This is a genomic window from Micromonospora sp. NPDC051196, from assembly GCF_040682415.1.
Classification (GTDB): Bacteria; Actinomycetota; Actinomycetes; order Mycobacteriales; family Micromonosporaceae; genus Micromonospora.
This window is the reverse complement of the sequence record NZ_JBFBAY010000009.1, coordinates 96,670-123,594: the sequence shown is the minus strand read 5'-3', so window position 1 is coordinate 123,594 and position 26,925 is coordinate 96,670. Positions and strand designations below refer to the sequence as shown.

19 protein-coding genes are annotated in these 26,925 nt (G+C 69.4%); 4 read left to right on the top strand and 15 right to left on the bottom strand.

Features of this window, described 5'->3' with window-relative positions:
* Positions 1–11 precede the first annotated feature (11 nt).
* The 4 genes from AB0M35_RS18720 to AB0M35_RS18705 form a co-directional block, all read right to left on the bottom strand.
* Positions 12–1,964: a beta-L-arabinofuranosidase domain-containing protein gene (locus AB0M35_RS18720; protein WP_363746807.1), complete on the bottom strand. Its 1,953-nt coding sequence runs from the start codon at positions 1,962–1,964 to the stop codon at positions 12–14.
* A gap of 2 nt (positions 1,965–1,966) precedes the next feature.
* On the bottom strand, positions 1,967–2,884 hold the full coding sequence (locus tag AB0M35_RS18715) for a carbohydrate ABC transporter permease (RefSeq protein ID WP_363746806.1): 918 nt from the start codon (positions 2,882–2,884) through the stop codon (positions 1,967–1,969).
* Between the two features lie 5 nt (positions 2,885–2,889).
* Positions 2,890–3,807: a sugar ABC transporter permease gene (locus tag AB0M35_RS18710; protein WP_363746805.1), complete on the bottom strand. Its 918-nt coding sequence runs from the start codon at positions 3,805–3,807 to the stop codon at positions 2,890–2,892.
* A gap of 115 nt (positions 3,808–3,922) precedes the next feature.
* Entirely contained in the window at positions 3,923–5,221 is a 1,299-nt protein-coding gene (locus AB0M35_RS18705) for a sugar ABC transporter substrate-binding protein (RefSeq protein ID WP_363746804.1), read from the bottom strand.
* Between the two features lie 413 nt (positions 5,222–5,634).
* Between AB0M35_RS18705 and AB0M35_RS18700 the strand changes: the two genes are divergently transcribed.
* The gene (locus AB0M35_RS18700) at positions 5,635–6,636 is read left to right on the top strand and encodes a LacI family DNA-binding transcriptional regulator (protein WP_363746803.1); all 1,002 of its coding nucleotides are present in this window, start codon (positions 5,635–5,637) and stop codon (positions 6,634–6,636) included.
* Between the two features lie 75 nt (positions 6,637–6,711).
* Here the strand turns inward: AB0M35_RS18700 and AB0M35_RS18695 are convergent, their stop codons facing one another.
* Positions 6,712–7,755, bottom strand: coding sequence for a LacI family DNA-binding transcriptional regulator (locus AB0M35_RS18695; RefSeq protein WP_363746802.1), 1,044 nt, complete (start codon positions 7,753–7,755; stop codon positions 6,712–6,714).
* 198 nt (positions 7,756–7,953) lie between these two features.
* On the opposite strand from AB0M35_RS18695, the gene AB0M35_RS18690 reads away from it, so the two are divergent.
* Positions 7,954–8,139: a hypothetical protein gene (locus tag AB0M35_RS18690; RefSeq protein WP_363746801.1), complete on the top strand. Its 186-nt coding sequence runs from the start codon at positions 7,954–7,956 to the stop codon at positions 8,137–8,139.
* On the opposite strand, the gene AB0M35_RS18685 is transcribed toward AB0M35_RS18690, so the two are convergent.
* Positions 8,123–11,404, bottom strand: coding sequence for a discoidin domain-containing protein (locus AB0M35_RS18685; RefSeq protein WP_363746800.1), 3,282 nt, complete (start codon positions 11,402–11,404; stop codon positions 8,123–8,125). The genes AB0M35_RS18690 and AB0M35_RS18685 overlap by 17 nt on opposite strands.
* Entirely contained in the window at positions 11,401–12,843 is a 1,443-nt protein-coding gene (locus AB0M35_RS18680; protein WP_363746799.1) for a glycoside hydrolase family 43 protein, read from the bottom strand. The genes AB0M35_RS18685 and AB0M35_RS18680 overlap by 4 nt, the downstream gene beginning before the upstream one ends.
* Before the next feature lie 126 nt (positions 12,844–12,969).
* Here AB0M35_RS18680 and AB0M35_RS18675 point away from each other — a divergent pair, with 126 nt between their 5' ends.
* Together AB0M35_RS18675 and AB0M35_RS18670 are read left to right on the top strand one after the other, a co-directional pair.
* Positions 12,970–13,209: a hypothetical protein gene (locus tag AB0M35_RS18675; protein WP_363746798.1), complete on the top strand. Its 240-nt coding sequence runs from the start codon at positions 12,970–12,972 to the stop codon at positions 13,207–13,209.
* Positions 13,210–13,285: 76 nt separating this feature from the next.
* On the top strand, positions 13,286–14,518 hold the full coding sequence (locus tag AB0M35_RS18670; RefSeq protein WP_363746797.1) for a cellulose binding domain-containing protein: 1,233 nt from the start codon (positions 13,286–13,288) through the stop codon (positions 14,516–14,518).
* 50 nt (positions 14,519–14,568) lie between these two features.
* Here the strand turns inward: AB0M35_RS18670 and AB0M35_RS18665 are convergent, their stop codons facing one another.
* The 8 genes from AB0M35_RS18665 to AB0M35_RS18630 all read right to left on the bottom strand — a co-directional run bounded on the left by AB0M35_RS18665 (position 14,569) and on the right by AB0M35_RS18630 (position 26,918).
* On the bottom strand, positions 14,569–15,126 hold the full coding sequence (locus tag AB0M35_RS18665) for a dihydrofolate reductase family protein (protein ID WP_363746796.1): 558 nt from the start codon (positions 15,124–15,126) through the stop codon (positions 14,569–14,571).
* A gap of 158 nt (positions 15,127–15,284) precedes the next feature.
* On the bottom strand, positions 15,285–17,822 hold the full coding sequence (locus AB0M35_RS18660) for a M14 family zinc carboxypeptidase (protein ID WP_363746795.1): 2,538 nt from the start codon (positions 17,820–17,822) through the stop codon (positions 15,285–15,287).
* Positions 17,823–18,070: 248 nt separating this feature from the next.
* Positions 18,071–19,672, bottom strand: coding sequence for a DHA2 family efflux MFS transporter permease subunit (locus AB0M35_RS18655; RefSeq protein WP_363746794.1), 1,602 nt, complete (start codon positions 19,670–19,672; stop codon positions 18,071–18,073).
* Positions 19,673–19,927: 255 nt separating this feature from the next.
* Positions 19,928–20,386 carry a DUF4913 domain-containing protein gene (locus AB0M35_RS18650; RefSeq protein ID WP_363746793.1) on the bottom strand — a complete coding sequence of 153 codons (459 nt, stop codon included), beginning with the start codon at positions 20,384–20,386 and terminating at the stop codon, positions 19,928–19,930.
* Positions 20,387–20,405: 19 nt separating this feature from the next.
* On the bottom strand, positions 20,406–21,869 hold the full coding sequence (locus tag AB0M35_RS18645) for a glycoside hydrolase family 19 protein (RefSeq protein ID WP_363746792.1): 1,464 nt from the start codon (positions 21,867–21,869) through the stop codon (positions 20,406–20,408).
* A 2-nt stretch (positions 21,870–21,871) separates the two neighbouring features.
* Positions 21,872–23,635, bottom strand: coding sequence for a TraM recognition domain-containing protein (locus AB0M35_RS18640; protein ID WP_363746791.1), 1,764 nt, complete (start codon positions 23,633–23,635; stop codon positions 21,872–21,874).
* On the bottom strand, positions 23,632–25,422 hold the full coding sequence (locus tag AB0M35_RS18635; protein ID WP_363746790.1) for an ATP/GTP-binding protein: 1,791 nt from the start codon (positions 25,420–25,422) through the stop codon (positions 23,632–23,634). The genes AB0M35_RS18640 and AB0M35_RS18635 overlap by 4 nt, the downstream gene beginning before the upstream one ends.
* Positions 25,419–26,918 carry an SCO6880 family protein gene (locus AB0M35_RS18630; RefSeq protein ID WP_363746789.1) on the bottom strand — a complete coding sequence of 500 codons (1,500 nt, stop codon included), beginning with the start codon at positions 26,916–26,918 and terminating at the stop codon, positions 25,419–25,421. Before AB0M35_RS18630 ends, AB0M35_RS18635 begins: the two co-directional genes overlap by 4 nt.
* Positions 26,919–26,925 lie beyond the last annotated feature (7 nt).

The window sequence follows — 26,925 nt, the reverse complement described above, 5'->3', positions numbered from 1 at the left end:
GAGCGCTAACATCAGCTGCGCCCCCGAGCCGGGGCCAGCAGGTCGATGTCGGTGGGCAGCCAGACGCGCATGGTCGAGGGCCCCCGGTTGGCCCAGGCGTGATAGGGCACCAACGGCACCTCGTCGAACTCGTCGACCGGCACCGGCGCCGCCTCGGCGATGTCGGCCCGGTAGGGCCACTCGTGCTCCTGCGGGCGGACGCGACGGCAGCGAACGACGACCCGACCGTCGACCAGGCGTGGCGGCCGACCGGCGTCGACGCGCACTTCGTCGACGCCGACCATGCCCGGCACGTCCACCGATTCCAGGGCGTAAACCAGCGGACCGCGCTCCACCGCGACACAGCCCCGCACCGCGTCGATGCGGCTGTCCGGGTGGATGAACCTGGGCTCCATCGGCAGCCGGAGGACGAGTTCGTCACCGCGCCGCCACACCCGCTGCTCGGTGAACACGCCCGGAGCCACCGGCCGGGTCACCCCGTCGAGGGTCACCGTCGCGCCCTCGACGGCCCACCCGGGCACCCGCAACGACAGCGACCAGGGGTGGTCGTCGTCGCTGTCGATCCGTACCCGGATCTGTCCGTCGTACGGGTAGTCGGTCTCGATGCGCAGGCACCGGTCGCGTCCGTCGGCGAGGTGGTGCTCGACGGCGCCGGGCAGGTACTGGTGCAGTTGAACGCCCTCGTCGTCGCAGGTGGCGACGTACGCCGACAGGCTGGCCAGGGTGCGGGCCACGTTGGTCGGGCAGCAGGACACCTCGAACCAGGGCGCCCGCAGTGACGCCGCCGCCCGCAGGCTGGGCCGGTCGGTGTCGGGCAGCGTGCCGAGTTCCCGACGGTGCAGAGTATTGGTGTAGAAGAAGCTCTGCCCGTCGGCCGACGGCGAGGTCGACACCACGTTGAACAGCGTCCGCTCGATCAGGTCGGCGTACCGGGGGTCGCCGTCGGCGAGCAGCAGCCGCCAGGCCAGCATCACCGAACCGATACCCGCGCAGGTCTCCGAGTAGGCACGATCGGGAGGCAGCATCCAGTCCCCGCCGAATGCCTCGTCCTGATGCCGGGAGCCCTGTCCCCCGGTGACGTAGGTACGCCGCGACACCGTGTTGCGCCACTGGCCGCGCACCGCGTCCAGCAGACTGGCGTCCTTCAACTCGACGGCGACATCGACGGCACCGGCGGCGAGGTAGTTCGCCCGCACCGCGTGCCCGCGCAGCACGGTCGCCTGCCGGATCGGCTGGTCGTCCTGGAAGTACTCCCGACCGAACTCCACGTCCTTGAGACGGCCATGGCCGCGCCGGTCGACGAAGAGTGCGGCCTGGGCCAGGTAACGGTCCTGACCGGTGGTGCGCGCGAGTTCCACCAGCGCGGGCTCGATCTCCGCGTGCCCGCAGACGCTGTCGATGCCGTCCGGCCCGAACGTCCGGCACACGTTGTCGGCGGCCCGGCAGGCGATCTCCAGCAACCCGTCGTCGGCACCGGGACGGGTCCGGGCCCGGGCGACCGCAGCCTGGAGCAGATGCCCGACGCAGTAGAGTTCGTGCCCCCATTCGAGGTCGGACCAGCGCGGCGCCTGCCCGGGACGACCGAACTTGGTGTTCAGGTAGCCGTCCGGCTCCTGAGCTGCGGCGACCCGCCGCACGATCGCGCGGAACCGCGAGTCGAGTTCGACGTCGTCGGTGCGGCCGATCTCCCAGGCCATCGCCTCGAGGAACTTGTAGATCTCCGAGTCGGAGAACTCGCGTCCCCGGCGTTCGCCGCTGAGGTCCCCGTTCGCCGCCAGGTCGAAGTTACGGATCCAGCCCTCGCGCTCGAGCCAGTGCTCGATGTGGTGCAGAGTGGCCACGCCGTTGATCGATTGACGTTCACCCCAGAATCCACCCGTGATCCGGACGTCCCGCAGGCCGAGGGGCCGTAGTCGACCCTGCACCGGCAGGACGGGGGCGGCCGAATGCGCGTTGCCGCTCATGGTCATCCTTTCAGCGCGCCGGACATGAAGCCGCGCACGTAGTGTCGTTGGAGCAGGAGGAACAGGACGATGCACGGAAGGGCGAGAACGACGACGCCCGCCTCGGTCGCCCCGTAGTCGACGACACCTTGGACCTGGCCACGCAGATTCGACACCGCGAGCGGGAGGGTCATCCGCTCGGAGTCGTTGATCAGGATGAGTGGGGCCATGAAGTCGTTCCACGCGGCGAGGAAGCTGAACAGCCCGACGGTGATCAGGCCCGGCTTGACGGCGGGCAACAGCACCCGCCACAGCGCGCCGAACGAGGAGCATCCGTCGACCATCGCGGCCTCGTCGAGTTCGCGTGGCACCGCTTCGAAGGAGATGCGCATCAGGAAGGTGGAGAACGGCAGCTGGAACATCGTGAGCACGAGAGCCACGCCGACCAGGGAGTTCTGTAGGCCAACCTGGTTGAGCAGCACGTAGAGCGGGATCAGCAGGGTCGCGTACGGAACCATCAGGATGGCGAGCGTGACCAGGAAGAGGATGTTCTTCCCGGGGAAGCGGAACCGGGCGAACGCGTAACCGCCGAGGAAGGAGACCAGCAGCGTCAGGGCCACCGTGAGCAGCGAGACGAACGCCGAGTTGGCGAGATAGCGCCAGATGCCGGCCTGGTAGGCGGCCAGCGTCTGGTAGTTGCCGAAGCCCCAACCGTCCACCTGGTTCGTGCCGGGCTGCGGGGAGACCGAGGCGACGGCCGTCCAGGCCAGCGGCGCCAGGAAGATCAGCGCGACCGCTCCGGTGAACACCCAGTACGGCGTACGCAGGGCGATGCCGGCGATGGTCATGCCGTCCGTCTTCTTCCGACCTGCGGGTTCGGCGGAGTTCGGTGACGCGGGCCCGTCGGTGGGGGTCGATCTGGTACTGGACACGACTGTCATCGGCGTCAGTTCTCCTCGGACCGGAAGGCACGCATCTGCAACGCGTTGATCGCTATCAGGGCCAGCAGCACGATGACGGAGATGGCCGCCGCCACACCCAGATCGTTCTGACCTTGGAACGCCACCATGTAGATGAGCTGGACGACGGTGATCGTGCTGTTGTCCGGGCCGCCCTTGGTCAGGATGTAGAACTGCTCGAAGGCGAGCAGCGAGCCGGTCACGCAGAGCACGGTCGTCAGCGCCAGGGTCGGGCGCAGCAGCGGCAGGGTGACCTTCCGGAAGGTCTGCCAGCGGCTGGCGCCGTCGGTACGGGCGGCCTCGTACACGTCCGCCGGGATGCCCTGGAGGCCGACGAGCATGAGCACCATGTAGAACCCGGCGTAGCGCCACACGATCAGGAAGGTCGTGGAGAACAGCGCCGCGGTCGGTGAGCCGAGGAAGGTGAAGCCCAGCCGGTCCATCACCGGCGCCAGCGGGCTCGCGTACGGCGAGTAGAGCACGTAGAACAGCAGGGACGCCGAGGCCAGCCCGAGGGCGCTGGGGATCAGGAACGAGGCGCGGAGCAGGTTGTTCCACCGGCTCGACTCCTGCACGAGCAGGGCCAGTCCCAGGCCGAGTGCCAGCAGCAGGACGGTCGCGAGCGCGGTGTACTTGAGGGTGAACACCACCGAGTCGGTGAAGAAACGGTGGTCGACCGCCTTCACGAAGTTGTCGGGAGCGTTGATCCCCTGGTCGCCGGTGAGCAACGGCCATCTCGACAGGGACATCCTGATGACCAGCAGCAGCGGCACGGCGAACAGCAGCACCACGAAGACCGCCGTCGGCGTCGCGTAGAGCCAGCCGAGCAGCGCTTGTCGGCCACGAGGACGGGCACGGCGCCGGGTCGCCGCACTCGGCGACCGAGACGGTGCGGTGACGCTCATGGAAACCTCTCGTTCGTTCGGTGGCGGGGTGGATCGTCGACGTCCGGATCGCGCCGCAGGCGTGTGCCGACCGGTAAGCGGGGTCGTCGGACGGCGCACGCCTGCGGGGCGTCGCCTACTGCTTGAGCACGGCGGTGATTTCGCCGTTGTCCTTCTGCACGTCACCGCTACCGTTGAGCACCTGGTTGCGTACGAGGGTCAGCCACGGGCTGTTCGGCGCGTTGAACGCCTGCTGGAAGTTCAGCGCGACCGGGGTGTCCCCCTTGCCGGCCACCTCGTTGATGGTGACCAGGCGCGGGTCCTCGGCGGCGTACTTGTTGTTGGCGAGATCGGCGCGCGAGACCACGTCCTTGTTCTTGGCCAGCACCTCGACCTGGGCCTGTTCCGACATCATCCAGCTGAGGAAGTTCCAGGCCTGCGCGGCCTTCTTCGAGTCCTTCGAGATCCCGATGCCGTCGCCACCGACGAAGGTGGAGGCACCGCCGCCCGGTCCGGGGATACCGGCGACACCGGCGTCGAACGGGGTCGAGGAGAGCAGCGTCGCCGGGTAGAACATCAGGCCGACCTTGCCTTCGGTGAACGCGGCCGTCCAGGTCGGACCGGTCTCCCCGGCCGAGGCCGGCAGTACCGCCCCCGAGCGCCACAGGTCGTGCCAGGTGCGGTAGACCTGCTGCGCGGTGTCGTCGGCGAGCTTGGACTCGCGGCCGTCGTCGCTGAACACCTGGCCGCCACCGGCCCAGATGGACGGGAACCAGGTGAACACCAGGCAGCCGCCGCAGTTCAGCCCGGCCGCCGTGCCGTAGACGCCCTCCTTGCCCAACGCCTGGATCGCCTTGGCCGCGGCGGCGTACTCCTCAAGCGAGGCTGGCGCCTTCTCCGGGTCGAGCCCGGCGTCGGTGAACAGTTGCTTGTTCCAGAACAGCATCGACAGGTCCAGCACGAAGGGCAGGACGTGTTCCTTGCCGTCGCGGGTGCCGGCCGACAGGTGTCCCTTGTTGATCGAGTCCTTGAAGTCGAGGCCGTTGATGTTCGTACTGAGGTCCTGGAACAGGCCCTGGTCGACCCAGTTCGGCACGTAGACGATGTCCGCGGCGAAGAGGTCCGGCAGGCCGTCGGAACCGGCCGCCGCACCGACCTTGGCGACGTAGTCGTCGTTGGGTACGACGGTGAGCTTGACCTTGTTCTGGTGGCTGGCGTTGTACGCGTCGACCAGCAGCTTCGCCTGCTTCTCCATCGGAGCGCGAGTCCACAGTGTCAGTTCGCTGCCGTCGTCGACGCCGGTGGGACCGGCCTCGGCCGCACTCGGGCCGCTCGGTTCGTCGCTGCCACACGCCGCGACGCCGAGAGTCAGCGTCGCGGCGAGGACTCCCGCCAGCGAACGTAGGGCAGTCCGCCTGCCCAGGGGATTGCTCATGGTCATCTCCTAGGTTCATCGTCCGGGGGGCGAAACCGTCGAGCGGTCTCCGCCAGCCGGGGTGTGCTCTCTCGAATTGCCGCGTCAGGTCGGACGGTCAGGCGGTGACATCACGGTCGGGCGTCACACAGGTCGAGCGACCCGCGACGCGGTTTCTGCGCGCACCGCCACTGTGGTCACCGCCGCCGCCGAGGTGGTACGCATCACGTTCCGCCGCTAGGGTGTCCCACGAAAACGGTTTCGGCAAGATGTCGCACGGGTAAAACCCGAGACGATTTCCCGCCATAACCCCGCCTTCCCCCGCAAGCAGTCTTCGCACTACGCTGGCCGCAACCGCGGGGACGGCAGGCAATTGCCAGCACCCTGAAAATGTTGCGAAAGGCTTTCGGGTGGGCCGACGACGATCGCAGTCAGTGACGCTGAGTGATGTGGCGAGCCATGCCGGCGTCTCGGTGGCCACCGCGTCGAAGGCGCTCAACGGCCGCGCCGAGGTCGCCCCGGCCACCCGCGAACGGGTACTGCGTGCCGCGGCGGAGCTGTCCTTCCAGCCGAACGCGCTGGCCTCCGGTCTGATCTCCGGTCGCACCCGCACGGTCGGGCTGCTCACCGACGAACTCGGCGGCAGGTTCGCCATGTCCATCCTGCTCGGCGCCGAGAACGCCCTCGGTAACGGGCAGATGTCCGTGCTGCTCTGCGACGCGCGCGGTGACGCGATCCGCCGCCAGCACTACATCCGTACCCTGCTGGCCCGTCAGGTCGACGGGTTCCTCGTGGTCGGCGACAGCAACGAGGTGAGCCCCTCGGTGACCCAGCACATCCCGGTCCCGGTGGTCTACGCGTACGCCGAGTCCACCGACCCGCACGACCTGTCGATCGTCGCCGACGACGAGGGCGGCGCCCGACTCGCCGCGGAGCACCTGGTCTCGCACGGCCGGCGACGGATCGGGCACATCACCGGCCCGGACAGCTACCGCGCGGCCCGCGATCGGGCCGCTGGGCTGCGCACGGTGCTCGCCGAGGCGGGTCTCACCCCGGCCGGTGACCCGCTGTTCGGCGAGTGGTCCCAGCGGTGGGGCCGGCACGCGGCACGTCTGCTGCTCGCCGCCCAGCCGGACGTGGACGCGATCTTCTGCGGCAACGACCAGGTGGCCGCCGGCGTCGCCGACACGCTGCGCGATCTCGGCCGCCAGGTCCCGGACGACGTGGCGATCGTCGGCTACGACAACTGGGAGTTCTTCGCCGAGGACTGTCGCCCGCCGCTGACCACCGTGGATCTCAACCTCGAACAGCTCGGCGCCACCGCGGTCCAGCACCTCATCGCCGCGCTCGACGGCAACGCCGGCGGCGGGGTCATCCGGCAGCAGGGCCGCCTGGTCGTACGCGAGTCCACCGGTCCGGCGCTGCCTCGTCGCTGAAACCGCTGAACCGCTGAAACCGCTGAAACCGCTGGACCGTCGGTACCGTTCGCAGGCGCTCGGGCACCCGAAGGCTCAGGCACCGCGCGCCGGCCCCGACAGCGTCAGCCCCGCCGTCGCGCGGTCGCCGTCGCCCGGTGCCGCCGCGCTGTGCCGGACGACCAGTTCCGGCACCAGCAGATCGCGCCGTGGCAGCGGCCCCGACACGGGACGGTCGAGTTGTGCCAGCAACAGCCGCAGGCTGCGCCGGCCGAGTTCGGCGAAGTCCTGCCGCACCGACGTCAGCGGTGGCAGGAAGTGGGCACCGTCGGCGGTGCCGTCGAAGCCCACCACGCTGACGTCACCCGGCACCCGGCGGCCGGCCTCGTGCAGTGCCCGCAGCACACCGAGGGCGAGTTGATCGCTGGCGCAGAAGATGGCCGTGACACGTGGGTCGCGGGCCAGCCGCTCACCCTGCTCGTAGCCGGTACCGGCGCTCCAGTCACCGGGCACCACGGCGGGCACCGGCGCCCCGGCGGCCCGCAGCGCGGCGCGCCAACCGTCGACCCGCTCCCCCGCCTCCGGCCAGTCCTGCGGGCCGGCGACGTGATGCACGGTGGTGTGCCCCAGGTCGAGCAGGTGCCGGGTGGCGAGCCGGGCGCCCTCGACGTTGTCGATCTGCGCGCTCGGGAGGGCCTCCGTGCAACCGCCGCCCACAGTCACGGCCGGCAGCCCGCACGACGCCTCCGCCAAGGCGCTGGCCATGGCGGGCTTGGGCGCGATGGCGATGATCCCTTCGACCGACTGCCGACGCAGCCAGTCGACGGCGTCGAGCACCGATCGGCGATCCAGGTGACGCAGACTGGCGACGCTGACGAAGTAGCCTGCGGCGCGGGCGGCGCCCTCGATCGCGTACAGCATGGAGGTCGGTCCGTAGAGCGGGCTCTCGTAGCCGACGATCCCGAGGGTGCCGGACCGTCGGGTGACCAGCGCGCGGGCGGCCGGATTCAACCGGTAGTCGAGCCGACGCATCGCGTCCAGAACCCGCTGCCGGGTGTGGTCGGCGACGTACGGATGCCCGTTGATGACGCGGGAGACCGTCTGGGCGGACACCCCCGCCAGTTCCGCGACGTCCCGCATGATCGAACGGCCCGAACCTCTGACCGGCCGTTCGGCTTCGTTGCCGCGTGCGGGTACGGACGGGGCCGTTCGCTCCCTGCCCGACCGGGCACGGCCGTCGTTATCGATCACCCTGCTCTCCTCGTCAGGAGGTTCCCCACGACGCGCGGCGGAGGAAGCGGTGGTCCTTCCACCACCGATGTCGCCTGGCCTCTGACAATGAACGCCGAAAGCGATTTCGGCAATGCCTGTCAGGAGATTTATGGCAAAACATTGAGCTGGACAATGGTCGATTTCGACAACGATGCCAGCAGTTGCGGTCCGGTGCCGTCGGCGGCCCGGCGATGGTGGGCCGGTGTCGCACCCGCCCACCACGCCGGATCGCTGCTCAGCCCGTCGCCTTGACCTCCAGCAAGCCCACCGAGGCCGTACCGGACGCCAGGAGCACCCGCAGCCGCGAGGTGCTCACGGCCGGGAAGGTGACCCGGTTGTACTGGTTGATCGCCGTGGGGTATCCGCTGACCCCGGGAAGGTCGGCGTACGCGGTGCCGGTCCAGTACTGCAACCGCCACGACGCCGGCAACCGCACGCCACCGTTGTCGTCGAAGAAGTACACCTCGGCCGCGCTCAGGGTCTGCGCGGACGACCAGGTCAGCTCCGCCCACTGTTGCCCCTGGTTCGGCCAGGTCCCCCAGCGCGGGTTGACCGTGTCGTTCGACGACGGCGGGTCGATGCCGTCGTTGAGCGCGGCCACCGACTCCCAGGGTGAGGTGTACGACGCCGACGGTGTCGCCGAGCCGGCCAGGTTGCCCGACGGTGGCGGGCTGCCGCCCCGGCCGTACAGCTTCACCTCGGTCAGCCCGGTGCGGAAGCCGGCGGCGTGGGTGACCTGCACCCGGATCCGCTGGGTGTTGACCGGCGTGAACCGGACCCGGTTGTGGTTGGCCCTCGGCACCGCCGGGGACTTCACCTGGCTCGCGGCGTTGACCCAGCTACTGCCGTTCCAGTACTGCACGGTGTACGACGCCGGTGCCCGGTAGCGGTTGCCGGCCCGGTCGTCGCGGAAGTACAGCCAGGCGTCGTCGACGGTACGGGTCTGACCGAAGTTGACCTCGTACCAGTCGGTGCTGTTGGACGACCCGGAGCTGCCCCAGATCGGCGCGTTGGTGGGGAATCCGTCGACCGCCGCGCCGGTGGAGGTGCCCGAGGCGGTGTACGACGCGGACGTCGTCGCGCCCTGGGCCAGGTTCGGCGTGGTCGAGGTCAGGTCGACGCCGGCCTTGGCGAACATGTCGACCATCCGGTCGGTGGTGTGGTTGACCTGCTGCGGCAGTTGCAGCCCGGAGAACGCGGCGCTGAAGGTGGTCGTGCCACCCGCCGGCAGCGTCACCGCCCCGGTGGCCGGGTCGTAGAGCAGCCGGGTCAGCCGGTCCACGGTGGTCACCCGGGTGCCGTTGAGATAGACGGAGTAACCCTGCGGTACGCCCGGGTAGCGGCTGATCCCGTCGGCCGGGTCGTCCCAGACGACGCTCAGGTCCGCGTTGCGGTAGCGCAGGTTGTTGACCGCGAAGTGCGACCACCCGATGGGGATCGGGTGCAGCTCGATGGTGTTGTCGTTGCGCGGCCGCAGACCAGCCACGTCCTCGATGACGGTCCAGTTGCTGCTGCCCAGGATGTTGTGGTGGATCCAGGACCGGTAGGTGATCGACGAACCGTTCCAGTTGGACCAGAACTCGTTGGCGTCCGGCCACTGGGTGTTGCCGTTGACGTACTGCGCCCAGACGTTCCAGTAGAGCAGCTTCTTGTAGTGCTCGGCGGTCATCCACTGGTTGGGGTAGTTGCGCAGCACCGAGGAGTAGAGCCGGAACTGCACGGTGGAGTTGATGGTGGAGAAGTTGTTGCTGCCGGGGTTGCCGGCCGCTGCCGCCGCGGCCTTGTCCCGCTGGTTGGCGGTGTAGAAGGGGAAGATCGGATACTCGGCCGGGTCGTTGAACAACCGCAACGCCTCACGGTAGGTGGCGGTGTTCGGCATCAGCCCGACGGCGTACGGGTAGTAGTTGTTGATCTCCTTCCACGGCACATGCGTGTTGGTGCCGACGTGCCGGTGTTCCAGCAGCTGCCGGCTCGGGTTCCACAGCACGTTGACGATGCCGTCGCGGACCCGGTTGGCCAGTGTCTGCATCTCGGTGGCCTTGGCCGTGTTGCCCAGCACCGTGTACGCCTGCGCGGCGGCCAGGGCGTTGCTGTAGAGGTACGCCCCCTCGGCCCGGTCCAGGTTGCCCGAACGCCAGTGGAACGACACCGCGTCGGCGTCGTTGCCGGTCATCGCGCCCCAGTCGTACTCGATCACCCCGTTGTTGTTGGTGTCGTAGGTGGCGAGTTGACCCTTGACGTCCATCTCGGCGTAGCGGGCGAAATTGTGCAGCATCGCCGGCTGCCCGCCGTGCAGTTGGTACGCCCGCCAGGCCGCCTCGGACAGGTACTGGGTGTAGCTGTTCGACCAGTTCTCCGGGTCACCGGGGTTGTCCATGAACCGGCCGTTGGCCGAGGACTGCCCGACCGACAGCCACGGCCCGTACGAGTAGATCGGGTTGCGTAGGTACTTCAGGTCGTCGACGTGCATCGGCTGGGTCAGCACGATGGCGTTGTTGTAGCCGGTCACCCCCTCGATCGAGGTGGGGAACTGGAAGTCCTGGCCGGGGATGTCGACGTCCAGGTGGTTGAAGCGCATCAGCCACCAGCGGTAGTAGATGTTCTTCTTGATCGCCGCGTCCGGCACGTCGAGGTACGGCACGTTCTCCGCCCACCAACGGTTGTAGGTGCGTACGTGGGTGGCGAAGGCGCTGGTCGGGGTGGCGTTGCGGTAGCTGGTGTACTCGGTCAGCGACTCGGGGATCTCGTCGGTGACGAAACCCAACTGCACCTTGGTGGTGACGCTCTGCCCCGCGCCGAGGGTCACCGAGCGGTTCAGGCCGCCGCTGCTGACGGTGAACCCGTCGGCGGAGAGCCGGGGCCGGATGGTGGTGAGGTTGTTCTTCACCTGTCGGCTGCCGGTCAGCTCGCTACCGCTGCCCGAGGTGGCGTACGGCGAGGTGACCCGCAGTTGCACGGTGCTGCTGGCGCTGCCGGTGTTGGTGACGGTCAGGTTGGTGACCGCGACGTTCTGGTTGGTGATGAACTTGGTGACGTCGACCCGCAGCGAGCCCCCGGTGTGCACGCTGCGCCAGTGGCTGGGCGCCTGCCAGCGCTGCGCCACCTGCTCGGTGAGGGTGCCGGAGCCGACCGTGACGGCGTAGGCACCCTGGCTGCTGATGTTGTCCCAGTAGGCGGTGTTGCCACCGAAGCCGATCACCGACGGGTTGTGGGTGTACATGAACACCCCCCGCCCCCGGGTCATCAGCCAGGTGCCGGCCGGGTCGTTGCCCGGTCGGGCCAGCAACCGGTCCATCCAGAAGTCGGTGCCGGCGCTCTCGGCGTCGTAGATGGCCTGCATGGTGTTGCCGGTGGAGTAGCCGACCGGTGGCGCCGGCACCGCCGGGCCGGAGAAGGTGGGATAGCCGATGGTCTGCTCGGCGTACGCCGGGCCGCCGGTGACCGCCAGGGTGCCGGCCACCAGGGTGGCGGTGACGATCGCGGCCAGGCTGGCGCGTACGGGCTGGATTCTGCTCATGACTGGAACGCCATCCATTCCAGGACTCCGGTGGAGTAGCCGCTACGGGAGGTGATGTTCAGCCGGAGCCGGGTGGTGCTGACCGAGCTGAACGTGGTGACGTTGTAGGTGTCCCCGGCCACGCCGCAGGTCGACTGGTTCGGCACGTCGACGTACGTGCTGCCGTTCCAGTACTGCACCTGGCAGGAGGCGGGCAGGTCGATGCCCTGGTTGTCGTCGAACCAGTAGGTGGCCGTGCGGTTGATGTTCTGCGCGGTCGGCCAGCGGTACTCGATCCACTGGGTGCCCTGCTGGGGCCAGTTGCCGTAGGCCAGGTTGCCGCGGTCGGCGGAACTGGTCGGCACCCCGCCGTTGTTGATCGCGGCCAGGTTCTCCCAGGCGGAGACGTGCGAGGTGGAGGCGGTGGCGGTGGTCGCCAGGTTGGTGCCGGCCGGCGGCTGTACCCCGCCGCCAGGGTTGGCCGGCGGGCCGGTGGTGGTCTGCACCACCGGTTGGATGGTCCCATCGGCGTTGAAGTACATCCGGTCCACCGCAACGGATCGTCGGAAGTTGCCGCCGCCGGGGGCGTTCGCGTTGTGGTAGACCATGTACCACTGGCCGTTGAGCTGCGCGACGCCCGCGTGGTTGGTGGTCGAGGAGACCTGGCCGAGCACGACGCCGCGATGCGTCCACGGGCCCATCGGGTTGGTGGCGGTGGCGTAGCGCTGGCAGGCGTAACTCGACGAGGTGACGCAGCCCTGGGTGTCGTTCGCCGCGTAGATCATGTAGTAGAGGCCGTTGCGCTTGAACATGAACGGCGCCTCCCAGAAGTTGGTCAGCCCCTGCGGCGTGACCACCGAGCCCACCGTGTCGATCATGTTGCTGGCCAGCCGGACCGCGCGGGCTCCCCAGTAGCCGCCCCAGTACAGGTACGCCTGGCCGTCGTCGTCGACGAAGACGGTGGGGTCGATGTTCAGCGGCGATGAGTTCGGGGTGCTGTCGCTGATCAGCGGCCCGCCCTTGGCGTCGGTGAACGGGCCGAGCGGGCTGTCGGCGACGGCGACGCCGATGTTCATCCAACCGGGGCCGTTGCCGTTGACCGAGGTGTACCAGTAGTACCGGCCGTTGCGGTGCTCGACCTCGCTGGCCCAGGCGTCGGCGCCGGCCCAGCCGAAGGTGCCGATGTTCGCTCGGGCACCGTGGTGGGTCCAGTTCGCCGCGTCCGTGGTGGACAGCACGTGCCACTCGCGCATGACGAAGTTGTTGGTGCCCACCGGCGCCTCGTCGCGGCCGGCGTAGACGTACATCGTGTTGCCGACCACCAGCGGCGCGGGGTCGGCGGTGTAGACGGTGGTGATGATGGGGTTGGCAGCCGAGGCGGGCGGCGCCACGACCAGGCTGATGGCCAGCGTCGCGGCGCAGCCGGCGGCCGACGCACGAACGGCGAGTCGTCGTCGCATGGATGTCTCCTGTCGACGGGGTGGGACGGGCGATGTCGGCGCCCCCGGGGCGGGCTGGCGCCGGCTGCTGGCCAGCGTGGCGCGGGCCAACGGATCAGCCGCGGAACAACGCGGACGGATCACACAGTGATCGACATCTATCGCTTCCGCCGCCAGGGTGCCCCACGAAAACCATTTCGGCAAGATGTCGATCTGGTTACGCCAACATCGCGCACCTTCGACTTCACCGACCTCACCCAGCGGTGGACGACACGCCGCGCCACCCTTCCTGACGAAATCCTTTTCGGCAAGGTGCCGGCTCGATTACGTCGGTGCCTGCGAAACGGCGACCCGAAACGATTGCCGGCACTCAACACGCCAGCTTAGTTTGTATGGAAGTCAATCTATCTCCCCTCGGTGGCCGGTGCCGGCGATCACCGGGGCCCGACAGTGAAGGAGCCTCATGACATCGTCCAGAACAGGCGCGCGGATCATGGTGGCGATAGTCGCCACGCTGGCCACCACCGGCGGCGCCGCACTCGCGGTCACCGGGGCGCAGGCCGCCGCCGTGGGCTGCCGGGTCGACTACCGGGTGACCAATCAATGGTCCGGCGGCTTCGGTGCCGACGTCACCGTCACCAACCTCGGTGACCCGCTCAACGGTTGGACGCTGACCTGGACGTACCCCGCCGGGCAGCGCGTCACCCAGGCGTGGAACGCCACCGTCACCCAGAACGGCACCCAGGTCACCGCCACCAACGTCAGCTACAACGGCGCCCTGGGCACCGGAGCCGGCACCGCCTTCGGCTTCAACGGATCCTTCAGCGGCAGCAATCCGGTACCGACCTCGTTCGCCCTCAACGGCGTGACCTGCACCGGCACGCCGGGCACTCCGCCGCCGACCACCCCCGCACCGACGACGCCGCCGCCGACCAGCCCACCGCCGACCAGCGGCTGGAATCCGCCGGCCCACCTGGTGTCTCCGCTCAACCAGGTGTGGCAGCACGTCGAGCAGACCTACAACAACGGCAACCTGTACGGCTTCCGTAACTACGGCTGGGACCAGGTCATGGCCAACCGGGGGTACCTCAACTTCTGCGTGCGCTGGGACTCCTCCGCTCCCGTCACGGCGACCCAGCGAGACCAGATCCACGCCACCCTCGCCCGCCAGTACAAGAAGTGGATGGACGTGATGGTCGGCCACAACGCCTGGCCGTACCAGAACGTGCCCATCCGGGTCGTCGGCTGGGCGGTGCGTGACCGCAACCAGTTGCAGTGGAACGACAACTCCGTGGACATCTACGTCAACAACATCCGGGAGAACGCGCCACAGTGCGCCCCCGAGTGTGGCCGGTTCTTCAACCAGGGCGGCCAGTATCCCAACTGCCCCGGTGGGGCCGCCCGGCACTACGACCAGTCACTGTGGTTGACCGACGGGTTCGGCGGCGGCGCCGGTGGCGACTGGGGCCAGCGGATGGGCCGCGAGTACTACATGTCGAACCTCAACGCCGAGAACATGCACATCCTGCTGCACGAGATAGGCCATACCTTCGGCCTCGACGACTTCTACGACTGGACGCCGTCGGGCGTCGGAGGGTTCCTGATGCGGGCCGGCAGCGCCAGCTCGATCACCGAGTTCGACGCCTGGATGTTCCGGGACTGGTGGCGCCACCTCAAGAGCCGCTACGGGTACTGACCGCGTTGGCGCGCCCCCGGCCCCGTGTCCGGGGGTGCGCCGCGCCCGGATCAGTGGTTGACGTCGTAGACCGCCAGCTGCACACCGTTGCCGTACGTGGCGTGCTCGACCAGCGTCAGCCGCTGCTTGTCGGCCCCCTCCGGGGCGAACAGCCGCCGTCCACCGCCGAGCAGGATCGGGAAGACGAGCAGGTGGTACCGGTCGACCAGGCCGGCGGCGGCGAGCCCCTTGGCGAGCGTGGCGCTGCCGTGCACCAGGATCGTGCCGCCGTCGCCCTGCTTGAGCGCGGCGACCTCGTCGAGCGACCGCAACACGGTGGTGTTGTGCCACTGCGGGTCGGTGAGCGTGGTCGACACCACGTACTTCGGCATCGCGTTGTACGCGGCGAACTCCTCCATGGTCGGCCAGACCGGCGCGAACTCGTCATAGCTGACCCGGCCGATCAGCAACGCGCCCGCCTCCTGCTCCTCGCGGGCCTTGATCTCCCACACCGCCTCGTCCATCGGCACGTCCTTGAACGTCCAACCGGCGTGCGGGTGACTGCCCCCGCCCGGCGAGTCGATCACGCCGTCCAGGGACATGAACTCGGTGACGATCAGCGTACGCATGGTTGTGGGTCTCCTTCATCGGCGATCAGTGGTGCCTTCACCAGAACGTCGAACGGGACCGGCCGGATTCGACAGCCGACGGAGAATTTTCCTCGCCGACGAGCAGTGCCCCGTCGGTACGAAAGCTCGCACCGACGGGGCACCGATACCCTCAGGGACTACTTCTTGGGCTTGCCCTTGCCCTTCTTGGGCTTCTTGGGCTTGTCCGGGTCCGCGTCACCGATGGTGATCGTGGCCTTGTTGAAGTTGTTGCGCTTGTCGGCCTTCGACGGGTCGTAGTTCTGCTCGATGTTGCCCGCCGCGTCGACCGAGAACCAGTGGAACGTCGTCGTCTCGGTCACGTGGAACACCTCGCCGGGCTCCCGGAACTCGGTCGCCTTGTAACGGGGCGAGTCGAGCGTCGGGCGGCTGCCGTCGGTGGTGTAGTAGATGGTGGCCGGCTCGCTGACCTCGAACCGCACGTCGACCGGGCCGGAGAACCGGCCGGAGCCCGGCACCAGCTTGGAGGTGGGGTTCTTCTTGTCCTTGCCCCACTCCGCCGCGATCCGGAACATCTCCATGATCCCGTTGGCGTACTCCATGGTCTCGGCGTGCCCGCTGACCAGCTCGGGGTTGCCCTCCCACGGCGGCTGGAACGAGCCACCCTGCCAGTTGCCGGTCGCCGGGTTGTAGACCGAGCCACCGACCTCCCAGCCGAAGGAGAAGATCCCGTAGGTGTGGTACAGGTCCTCGCGGACGTTGCCGGCGGACGAGTAGAGCACGTCGGAGGAGCCACCCACGTTCTCGGGCGTGACCACGGTCTCCCGGTACGCCTTCACCTGGGACAGGATCCGGGAGGCGGCCTGCCAGTAGAACATCTCGTCACCCAGCGGCGGACGAGGGGTGGTGACCCGACCGTCGGCCTTGTAGGCGCCCGGCTGCCAGAACAGCTGGCCGCCGTTGGAGTGCACCGACATGAAGAACTTGATGTTCGAGTACGTCTCGGCGAGCCAGACGATGTTCTTCGCCTCCGGCTCGGACAGCTTCTCCGGACCCTGGTACGTGTTGCTGGTGCAGACGAACGAACCGCCCGAGTAACCGTCCTGAGCGGAACCCACCCGGTAGTTACGGTTCAGGTCGACGCCCCACGAGTTACGACGAGCCGGGTCGGCGTCCGCGTCCGGGCAGTGGTTGGTCATGTTGCGCCGCTGCGAGGCGAAGTTGTAGAAGCTGTAGTTCGCCCCGTCGGGGTTGTTGCTCGGGATCAGGAAGATGTCGGTGTTGTCGACGATCTTCTTGGTCTCCTTGTCGGTCTTGTAGTTGGCGACGAGCCGCTCCGCGGTCTCCAGGGTCGTCGTCGCCGGCACCCACTCGCGGGCGTGGTCCTGCGCCTGGATCAGCACGCCGGGCTTCTTGCCGTCACGGTGCTTGCCGATCCGCAGCACGCGGACCGTGTTCTCGCCGCGCGGCACGTCACCCTCGGGCGCACCGACACGCTTCTCGTCCAGGAAGTCGCTCAGCGCCACCGGCGCCGTCGGCGCCACGATGCCGGTGCCGGCGTTCGTGCGGTACGGGTGCGAGCGGTCGATCAGCCCGTTGGACTGGGTCTTGAGCGCCGTCGCGACCTGGGCGGCGGTGCTGGCCAGCGCACCGGAGGAGTCCTTGGCGAGCAGGACCCGCACGGCCTTGCCGTTGACCTCGACGGCCAGCGGCAGGTCGGCGCCGGGCCGGTCGACGAACTCGACGGTGATGTCGTTGCCGCCCTCGTGGCCCCAGGCCGCGGAGGTGACGACGACCGCGGACTGACCGGTGCCACCGATGGTGGCCTGCGCCTTCCGCTGGTAGCCGTTCGTCTTGTACGGCAGGTAGACGATCTCGGCGATCTTCGGGTTCTCCCGAGCGATCTCCTCCATCCGGTCGTGCAGCTGCTGCGGATGCTTGTAGCCGTCGACCAGGTTCCACTTGTAGCCCGGCTTGTCAGTCAGCGGCGGAGCGCCGTCCTCCAACCAGTCGGACACCGGGCCGACCACGACGCCACCGGTGGAGCTGGTGACCCGGATCTGGCTCGGGCGGGTGTCGAGCTTGAACAGGTTCCGGTGGAACATGTACTGGCCGGAGTCGATGAAACGGCTCATCGTCCGGGCGAAGGCGAAGTCGGTGCCCCGGCCGGAGTCGTTCTCCAGCTGCATGCCGACGATCGGGTTCGTCTGCGCGCCCTCGGTGGTGCGGGCCTCGACGTAGAGGAAGCCCTGGCCCTTGGTGGTGAACCAGTCGGCGCGGGCGATGCGTACCGTCGCCTGGTGGCTGTAGGTCGACGTGCTCGTCGCCACGGTGCTGTCGGTCGACGCGGCCGCCACAGCGGACCTCGCGGCGACTCGCGCGCCGGCGGCGGCGAAGCCGCCGTCAGCCTCATCGCTCCAGGTGAAACCCTCACCCTCGGCCAGGACCCGGACGCCCATCGCCTGGAGTTCGGCGAGCTGCTCGGGCGTCACCACCACCTCGGCCTCGATGCCGTCCGGCACCCGCGTCAGGCCGTGTTCCAGGTCGAAGCCGGCGGCCGCCACCTCGTCCAGCATGTCGGAGCCGGTCAGGTGGACGCGCACCACGTCGGCGTGGTCCGGGTGCTCCAGGTGGGAGCGCTCGGCCTCGGCCGACGGCGCCGGCGCCGCCGCGGGCTCGGCGACCGCCGGCTGGCCCGCCAGCAGGACGCTTCCCACCAGAACAGGTACTACGAGAAGAGCGATGCGTTGTCGAGTGCGCCGCATTCTTCCCTCCTTCTGCTTGTGCAAGTGTGGGAAGCAACGTATCGGCGGCGACCGCCCTCACCGGCCCACCTCCTGCCCGGTTGACCGAATCTTGAGTTTCGCGGGTGCCGGGAGGGGTTGACAGCGGGCCGGAGCCGGTCCTAGGGCGAAACGCCGACGGGGCCGCCGGAGTGTTCCGGCGGCCCCGTCGCGACAGGTGATCAGTGGATGACGACAGGTGCCTTCGGCTGGTCGCCGGGCTGGTCGTCGAGCAGGTGGGACCGCTCGCGCCGCCGGGGCAGGAACGCTGCCGGGATGAGCGTCAACACGACCAGCCCGAACGCCACCCAGAAGGTGGTGGCGAAGGCGTTCGCGGCGAAGTCCAACCCGCGCTCGATCAGCGACGGCTCGACCGGGAACTGCTGGAGCAGCTCCGGTTGCTGCTGCGCCGCGATGGCCAGGCCGGTCTCGGTGACCGGGTTGCCGTTCGGGTCGGTCACGCCCGGGATCGGACGGGAGTTGTTCAACTCGTTGGTGAGGATCACCGACATCACCGCGGCGCCGATGGATCCGCCGATCTGCTGGAGGATGTTCACCAGGGTGGAGCCGCGGGCCACCTCGTGCCCGGTCAACGTCCGCAGCGCCGAAGTCATGATCGGCATCATGGTGCCGCCCATGCCCAGGCCCATCACGAACAGCGAGCCGCAGATCAGCACGTACGAGGTGTCCGCGTCGATCTGGGTGAAGGTGGCGAACCCGGCGATGATCAGCAACAGCGCGAACGGCACCGTCCGGCCGACCGGCACCTTGTCGGCGAGCATGCCGGCGATCGGCATGGTCAGCATCGCGCCGATGCCCTGTGGCGCGATCAGCAGACCGGCGGCCAGTGTCGACTCACCCCGTACCTGGAGGAAGTAGCTCGGGAACAGCAGCCCGGCGCCCATGAAGGCGATGATGAACACGAACATCGTCACCGCCGCCACGGTCAGTCGACGGTTGCGGAACAGCCGCAGGTCCAGCAGCGGGTGCCGGGGGCGGAACGAGTAGATGACGAACGCCACCACCAGGGCCGCACCGATCAGCATGGGCAGCCACACCCCGGTGTCGGCGAAGGTGCCGGTCTCGGGCAGCGTCGAGACGCCGTAGAGGAACAGGGCCAGTCCCGGCGAGAGCATCAGCATGCCGAGGAAGTCGAACGACTCCGAGGGCTCGGGATTGTCCTTCGGCAGGGCCTTCTGCGCGTACACCAGCGCCACCAGGCCGATCGGCAGGTTGATCAGGAAGATCCAGTGCCAGCTCGCCACGTCGATCAGCCAGCCGCCGAGGATCGGGCCGCCGATCGGGCCGAGCAGCATCGGGATGCCGAGCACGGCCATCAACCGGCCGATCCGGTGCGGTCCGGCCGCCCGGGTCATGATCGTCATGCCGAGCGGCATGAGCATCCCGCCGCCGAGGCCCTGCACCACCCGGTACGCGATCAACTGCCCGATGGTGTCGGCGGTGGCGCAGAGCCCGGAGCCGATGGTGAACAACGCCAGGGCCATCATGTAGAGGCGTTTGGTGCCGAACCGGTCGGCGGCCCACCCGCTGAGCGGGATGACCGTGGCCAACGCGAGGGTGTACCCGGTCATCGTCCAGGCGACGCGGGCGTACGAGGCGTCGAACTCGCTCTGGAAGGTCGGCAGGGCGACGCTGACCACGGTCACGTCGAGGATCGACATGATCGCGCCGAGCACGACGACGCCCGCCACCTTGAGAACCGCAGCGTCGAGCTTGTCCGATGTCGGGACAGGCTGCGACGCCGCGACAGATTGCTGTGTCACGAGGTCTCCTGAATCGAAAAGCGCCCGTCGGGCGTCGCTGGCGGCACCAGCCGGCGGTGGCGGGCATGACCATTGGGCGCGAACCCGCAGCGCAGATTAACCCGCGCCGGCGACGAAACACCCATGGATTAACGCTCAGCAGACCAACCCGTCACGTGTTCCTGATCACGGCGGGTGGGCGGCCAGTCCGGGAACGCGGACGGGCGGCGGCCACGGACCCCTCGATCGGATCAGGTGGCCGCGCCGGTCACCGACTCACCCGTCGTCCCCCTGGACCTGAGGTCGCTCCTTCGGGCGGTGCGATCCGGGTTTGCAACCCGCGAAGGGACCGTTGGGGCTGCGCAGCACGTCCATGGTCGGCCAGAGATAGCTCTGGTGCCACGTGGCCGGATCGGAGGCCTGCGCCTGCGGGCCGGTCCGTTCCTGCCAGGCGAGCCAGAGCCCATGCAGGTAGGCGATCGCCTCGGCGTGCTCACGCCAACGGGGACACCACGGCGACGAGGAGGTGACCTCCCCGCCGTAGACCGGGAGCAGAAGGGCTTGCACCCAGTACGAGAGCCGGCGCAGTTCCTCCTCGTACTCCGCACCGTGGAGATAGAGGATGAAGAAGGGCCGGCTCTCGTCGGCCTCCGGTGCGGCGGCCACCGGCTCGTCGTCCGGTGGCGCAGCGGTCTGCGCCACAGCCCTCTCGGCGGTCGGCGTCACCTGCGTCATCACTGCCCTCCACTTCCTACTAGCACCTCAGGGTGCTCTCGTCGCCGGGATCGACGCCCAGGCCGGCGGCGAACCGCTGGTACGCGTCGACCCGGGCCTGCACCTGGGCGGGATTGCGTCCGCCACATTCCAGGGCGCCGTTGATGGTCCGGATGGTCTCGCCGAAGCCGCCGCCACCGGTGATCGCGGAGTGCGCGGTCATCGTCCCCGCGCCGGACTGGGTCATCCAGAACCACAGCGCGGTCTGCCAGGCGACCGAGGCGTCGTTGCGCACCAGGTCCGGCTCGTTGAGCAGGTCCAGGCCGAGCGCGTCACCGGCGGCCTTGTAGTTGGTGTTCCAGCTGAGCTGGATCGGGCCGCGCCCGTGGTACGCGGTCTGACCGGCCGGGCACCCGTACGGCTGGCTGGTGTCGCAGTAGTCGCCCCAGGCGGCCTGGTTGATCTCCTCCACGTGCACCAGGCCGCCGGATTCGTGGTTGATGTTGGCCAGGAAGGCGGCCAGCTCGCGTTTGCGGGTCTGCTCGTCGCCGGTGCCGGCGAAGGCGGGGAACTTCGCCATCGCGTCGGTCAGCCCGGCGTAGCTGTAGAAGGAGTTCCGGTTGGGGAACATCGCGACGAACTCCGCCTCGCTGAGCAACGCCGACCCGTCGTCGTCCGAGCCGTCCTGCCCGGGCGGCGCGGTGGTGGTGTCGTCGTCGGGTACCGGATCCGGTTCGTCGGTGGTGGAGTCCGAATCGGGATTCTCGTCGCCGGTGGTGGTGTACTTCTCGAAGAGTCCGCGAACCTGGAACGGGTAGGCGCCCAGGGCCAGCACCGGCATGCCGCCCTGGGCCTCGACGGTCTCCAGGCCGATGTCCCAGGCCATCAGGGTCAGGCTGAGGTGGTCGCCGACCACCTTCTTCTCCTTCAGCAGCTGCCCGGTCCGGTCGGCCAGGTGACAGAAATACCGGGCGTGCGCGTGGATCGAGTCCTCGGCGTCGAGCACGGAGGCTTCACCGCTGTCGTCGTCGTCCTCACCGAACTCGTCGAACACCTCGGGCGTCAACTGGGAGAGTCCCTTGCGGCCCTGCGGGCCCTCCTTGTCCGCGTCGAAGGCCGAGGCGTAGTCGATCTGTGCCGCGAGGATCACCGGGGTGAGCAGGTCGCACTTCTTGGCGGCGGCCCGGATCGGTGCGACCAGATCCTGATCCGGCACGTTCGTCGGGTCGAAGGTGCCGCGGCCGTCACCGCCGGAGAGTTCGATCAGCGCGTTGATGCGGGAATTCTGACCGTTGGTGTCCGACGGGTCCGACGAGGCCGAGGTCATCTGCGAACCGCCGGCCATGGCGAAGATGATGAGCAGGACTATCAGGGCCAGCATCGCCAGGACGATCAGCGGGAACAGTCCGACCACCGAGATGACCAGCCAGAGCAGCTGCGACGCGTCGAGCTTGAAGATCGAGCTACCGGCCTGCCGGGCCGCCTGGGCCTTTCGCAACGCCATGGTCAACCGACCCGGCGGGACTCGCGGCGGCTCCAGCTCGCCGCGGCACGGTCGGTGATGGCCTGCACCTCGGCCTTGGCCGCCGCGGCGATCGGCCCGGCGTTGGGCTCCTTGAACCAGGGGCGCAGCCGGATCAACGCCGGGCGTACGCCGGTGGCCAGCAGCAGGGCGGTGCCCTTCGGTAGGGCCCTGATCTTGTCCGCCGGCAACACCTGCTCCTGCCGGTACGACACCGACCGGGACGAGCCGTCCTTGGACCGGGAGTAGCTGGGGGTACGCACGTCGTGCTGGCCGACCAGGCGGGCCACCTTGTCCACGAAGTCGGCGTCGTCGAGCCCGGCGCCGAGCAGCTTGATGGTGGCGGCGCTCCACAGCGCGTCCATCCCCGCCTCGCCCCAGACCCGCACCCCCTGCCGGTAGCTCTGCAACAGGGTCACCACACTGATCCCGCGCGAGCCGAGGTGGCTGTAGAGGTCGGGCAGATCCGAGATGCGGCACACGTTGGCCGCCTCGTCCAGGATGGCGGTCATCGGCGGGTCCAGTCGTCCCCCCATCCGTTCGGCGGCGACCACGCCGGCCCGGATGACGGAGTCGGCCAGCCCGGCGATCACCCCGGCCGCCGAGCCGCCGCCGTCCTTGGAGAGCAGGTAGAGCGTGTCCCGACCGAGGACGTGCTGCTCCGGGATGAACTGTGGACGGTGCGGGTCGGGACTGACCCAGGCCAGGATCTCCGGGTCGAGCAGGCAGGCGACACACTGCCGGGCGGTCTCGTAGATGCCGTCGCGGGTCTCGACGGCGCCGCGTACGGTGCCCTGCAACTGTTCGGCCATGGCGGTCATGCCGACGTCGCGGAGCAGATCGACCGGCGTACGGTCGGCCGGGTCCGCAAGCCAGGCCAGCAGGTCGTTGACCGTGGCGCCGCTGCGGGAGGCGGCGAGGAAGAGCGCGGTCAGCGTGTTCTGGGCTGCGGCGATCCAGAAGTCCTTCTTGGACGAGTCGTCGTTGACCGAGCTGACGAAGTGACCGGCCAGCCGCCGCGCGCCCTCGATGGTGTCGCAGCCGCTGAGCATGTCCCACCACATGTCGCGCTCGGTGTACGCGATGCCCTGCGGGTCGAAGGTCCACACCCGGCCGACCTTGGTCCGCTCCTGCCGGGTGACGGTGAACACGTCGGACTTGTTCGAGGTCAGCAGGACCGGCCCGGGTGCCCGCAGCACGCGCGGGATGGCGATGCCGGTGGACTTGCCGGCCCGAGGTGCCATCAGGTCGAGCTCGACGTCCTCGTAGGAGGACCGCAACTCCGGCCCGGCGGGCATGAGGTCACCGAGCAGGTTGCCGGTGTCGTCGGGGCTCAGCCGGTCGACGCCCTTGAGCCCGGGGCGCAGGTCGCGGGCGCGGGCCTCGATCCCCTTGCCCATCATGGCGCTGAGCTCGCCGGCGCCGGCCAGGCTGCGCGGTTTACGGCTACGGCGCACGAACCGCCGGACGAGCAGGGCGACCGGGGCGGCGCCGGCCAGGACCAGCGCGACCGCCCCGCCGTAGACCAGGTGCGACGGTACTGCGGGCCAGACCTCCTCGGTGGCTCCGCTTACCAGGCGCAGGTAGACGTGCAGAGTGAACGACGGAGGCTGCCAGCCGTGCCCGGTGAGCAGGGCAGCGAGGGTGCCACCGAGCCACAACGGCACGAAGATCACCAGGTTGATGAAGGCGAAGCCGGGAATCAGCCACGGCAGGAAATCTCCCCCGATGCCACCCTGGCGGCTCATCGCCGCCCCGGTTCGCCGTGCCGCCAGCCGTCCGGTCCGGCCGTGGGAGCGCCGACTCCCGGCTGGTCCCCACCGGTCACCGCGCGCACCGCGGCGGCGCGCTCGGCCAGCAGTCGGTCCGCCTCGCCGTTGGCGATCCAGCGGGTGTTCGTGTCGTGCAGGTGGCGTTCGGTGTCGGTGATCGCGACCCGGATCGGGATGCCCGGACGACCGCCGACCTTGATCAGGAACCGGCCCCGGCCGGGCGGCTCCTCGTTCCCGCCGTCCTGTGCCCAGCCCGGCGGCGAGGACCAGGACGACACCAGGTCGATCTCCCGTCGGGACAGCCCGACCACCCGGCCCAACTCCTCCATCTCCGCCCGGGGCAGGCCGGCACAGGCCACCATGCCGGCCCGCTCGACGAAGCCCCGGGCCTTGGCCTTGTCGGCCTCGCTGCCGAGTGCCTCGGCGTCCTTGAGAGTGTGGGTGATCTTCGCGTCGGCGAGGCCGAGCGACCGGTTCAGCCGGGTGAGCGCGTCGATGCGGTCGACGATGCCGGAGGCGGCCCGCAACGGACGCCACAACTCGTCGAGGACGGTGAAGAACCAGCGGCGGGGCGCCAGCCCGGCGTCGGCCAGGGCGTGCGAGGCGGCCACCGTACCCAGCCCGTCGGACCAGGCGGCGAGCATCGCGGCGGCGGTCAGTTGCCCGTCGGCCTCGCCGATGCGGGAGATGTCGATGCAGACGGCGGTGGCGTCCGGGTCGATCCGGGTCGAGGTCTCCGAGGCGAAGGTGTCGCCGAGCGGGCCGTCGAGGATGCCGAGCAACGACCGGTGCAGTGGGTCGACCGCGTCACGGTAACGGGACTCCTGGCCCCGGTCGAGGGTGACCTGCCGGACCCGGGGCGGCCCCTCCTCCAGCACGGCGAGCAGTTGCGGCAGCCGGAACGTCTGTCCCTGCGGGGTACGCTCCCGCAGGTGCCGCAGGCAGGCGGAGAGCACCGACTGCTCGTGGTCGCTGATCGGCCCGCCGCGGACGATGGTGAGCAGGGCCGCGACCATGTTGAGCACCCGACCGTGGGTTTCGGCAGCCAGGGCGTGACCCGCCTGTCCCCCGATCTTCGCCGCGGCGGCGCCCATCGCGCCCGGGTCCAGGATGTTCAGGCCGCCGATTCCGCGGGCGATGGAGATGACCTGTCCGCCGAGGGCCCGGACGGTGTCGGCGTAGTCGGGTTTGAGGTCGCCGAGCACCAGCGGCACCACACCCTGCGCGCTCAGCCCGATCAGCATCCGGTTGATCAGCGTCGACTTGCCGAGACCGGGCATGCCGAGCATGAACAGCGACGGGTTGGAGATGTACCGGGCCCGGGTGAACCAGTTGAGCGGGTCACCGCAGACCGTGGCCCCGGTGTTGATGTGCTGCCCGAGCGGGATCCCGGTCATCGGGGCACCGGAACCGGAGGCGAAGGGCCAGAGCCCGCAGGCCTGCACGGTGGTGGCCCGCCACATGGTGGGTGGGTCCAACGCCGCCACCCGACCGCCACCCAGGGCGTACGAGCCGCGATGTGGCACGTTGTCGTCCCGATTGGCCCGCGCCAGTCGCCGCAGGTAGCGCTGCTCGGCCGCGTCCTGCTGCGCCTGCCGCCGCTGTGCTCGGCGCAGCGCCCGGTGCGACTGCCTGCCGCCCTCGTCGGGTTCCCGGTCCTGTTCCTCGGCCGCCGGCACCACCAGGTCGGACATCGCGTTGGTGGGCCCGGACGCGCCACGTGGCCAGCCCGCACCGAGGCGGAATCGGGTGCCGGGCGTCACAGCGCCTCCTTCAGTTCGTGCGGGAGCATCGTCTGCTCCCAGGGCAGGATGCCGACCGGAAGGGCGCAGGAGAACGCGGCGGCCTGCATCCGGTCGGCCGGGCGCATGGCGATCCGGGTGGCACCGAGCAGGTTGCGCATCGTCACTTCGGCGTCGCGGATGTCGGCGACCGAGTCGACGGTCAGCGTCACCAGCATCGAGAACTCGACCAGGCCCGCCCCGGAGGCCTCCTCCGCCGCGGTCTGCTCGGCGGCCTCGATCTCGGAGATCGCGCGAGCCCGGACCAGCCCACGGGTCGAGTTGGCCATGAACTGGGCGGATCGGCGGTCCGACTCGACGATCTTCGCCGACGTCGCCGGGTCGATCGGGCGGTAGACCAGGGCGACCCGTTTGCGGCGGATGCCCAGCGCGGGGTCGAGCAGGCTGCGCAGCACGCCGGAGCGCACGGTGCCGCGCGGCGCCAGGGTCAGCAGCCAACTGCGGGAGACCCCGGAGTCGTGCTGGTAGTGACTGACCGTCTCGACGGTCGCGGCCGGCCCGGCATCGGCCCAGTCCAGCCCGGTGTGGCCGTGCTGGGCGCGTACGTCGAGCACCTCCGCGGCGACGGCCGGGTCGTACGCGACCCGGACGACCTCGGCGATCCGCTCGGCCGACAGCGGCTCGGCCGACCCGCCACCGGCCGCCACGAGGCCGCCCAGCACGCCCGGAAGCCGCAACGCCAGATCGGCCACCATCGTGTCGTGGTCGCGCCGGGCACCGCCGGGTGCCGAGTAGGTGAGGGTGAGGAAGGTGTTCATCTCCGACGACGCGTCCGGGTAGCTCTGCACCACCTCCTCCATCACGGCCCGCGCGGCGGGCGGCGCGTCCGGTGAGATCCGCCCCAGCACCTCGGTGGCCAGCCGGGTACCCGGATCCGGTGCGGTCTCGACGACCACGGCGGCACCCCGCAGCCCGGGCTCGTGCGCCAGCCGGGACAGCCACTCGCCCCACAGCGCCACCCAGGTGTCGACCTGGTCGGAGTCGACCAGCGACCCACCGTCCGGCTCGCAGCTGAGCACGACGGTGTACTGGTTACGGTGGCGGTGGTACAGCACGCCGAACGGGCGGTCGTACGGGTCACGCCCCTCCAGCATCGTCACCCGGCTCAGCAGTCCCGGTGGACGGAACCGGCCACCCGGACGCGCCGACAGCGGACCGGAGGCGTACAGGTGCCGCCCCAGGGACTTGCGACGCAGCCAACCGATCCGTACAGCGGCCATGTTGTAGACGTTGCGGCCGTCGGCAGTCCGGATCGCCAGCGGTGCCAGCATCAGCGCGAACGGTAGCCCGACCACCAGTGCGGTGTTCAGGGAGACCATGGAGGAGATCAGGACCATCACGAGCCCACCGAACAGGCCGACGGTCCCGACCAGGCCCAGCGAGCCCAGCCCGGCTTTGCGGGGGCGGCGCCAGTTGCCGTACGTCGGTGTCTTCATGGATTCCGCGGTCGTACTCACGATGGTC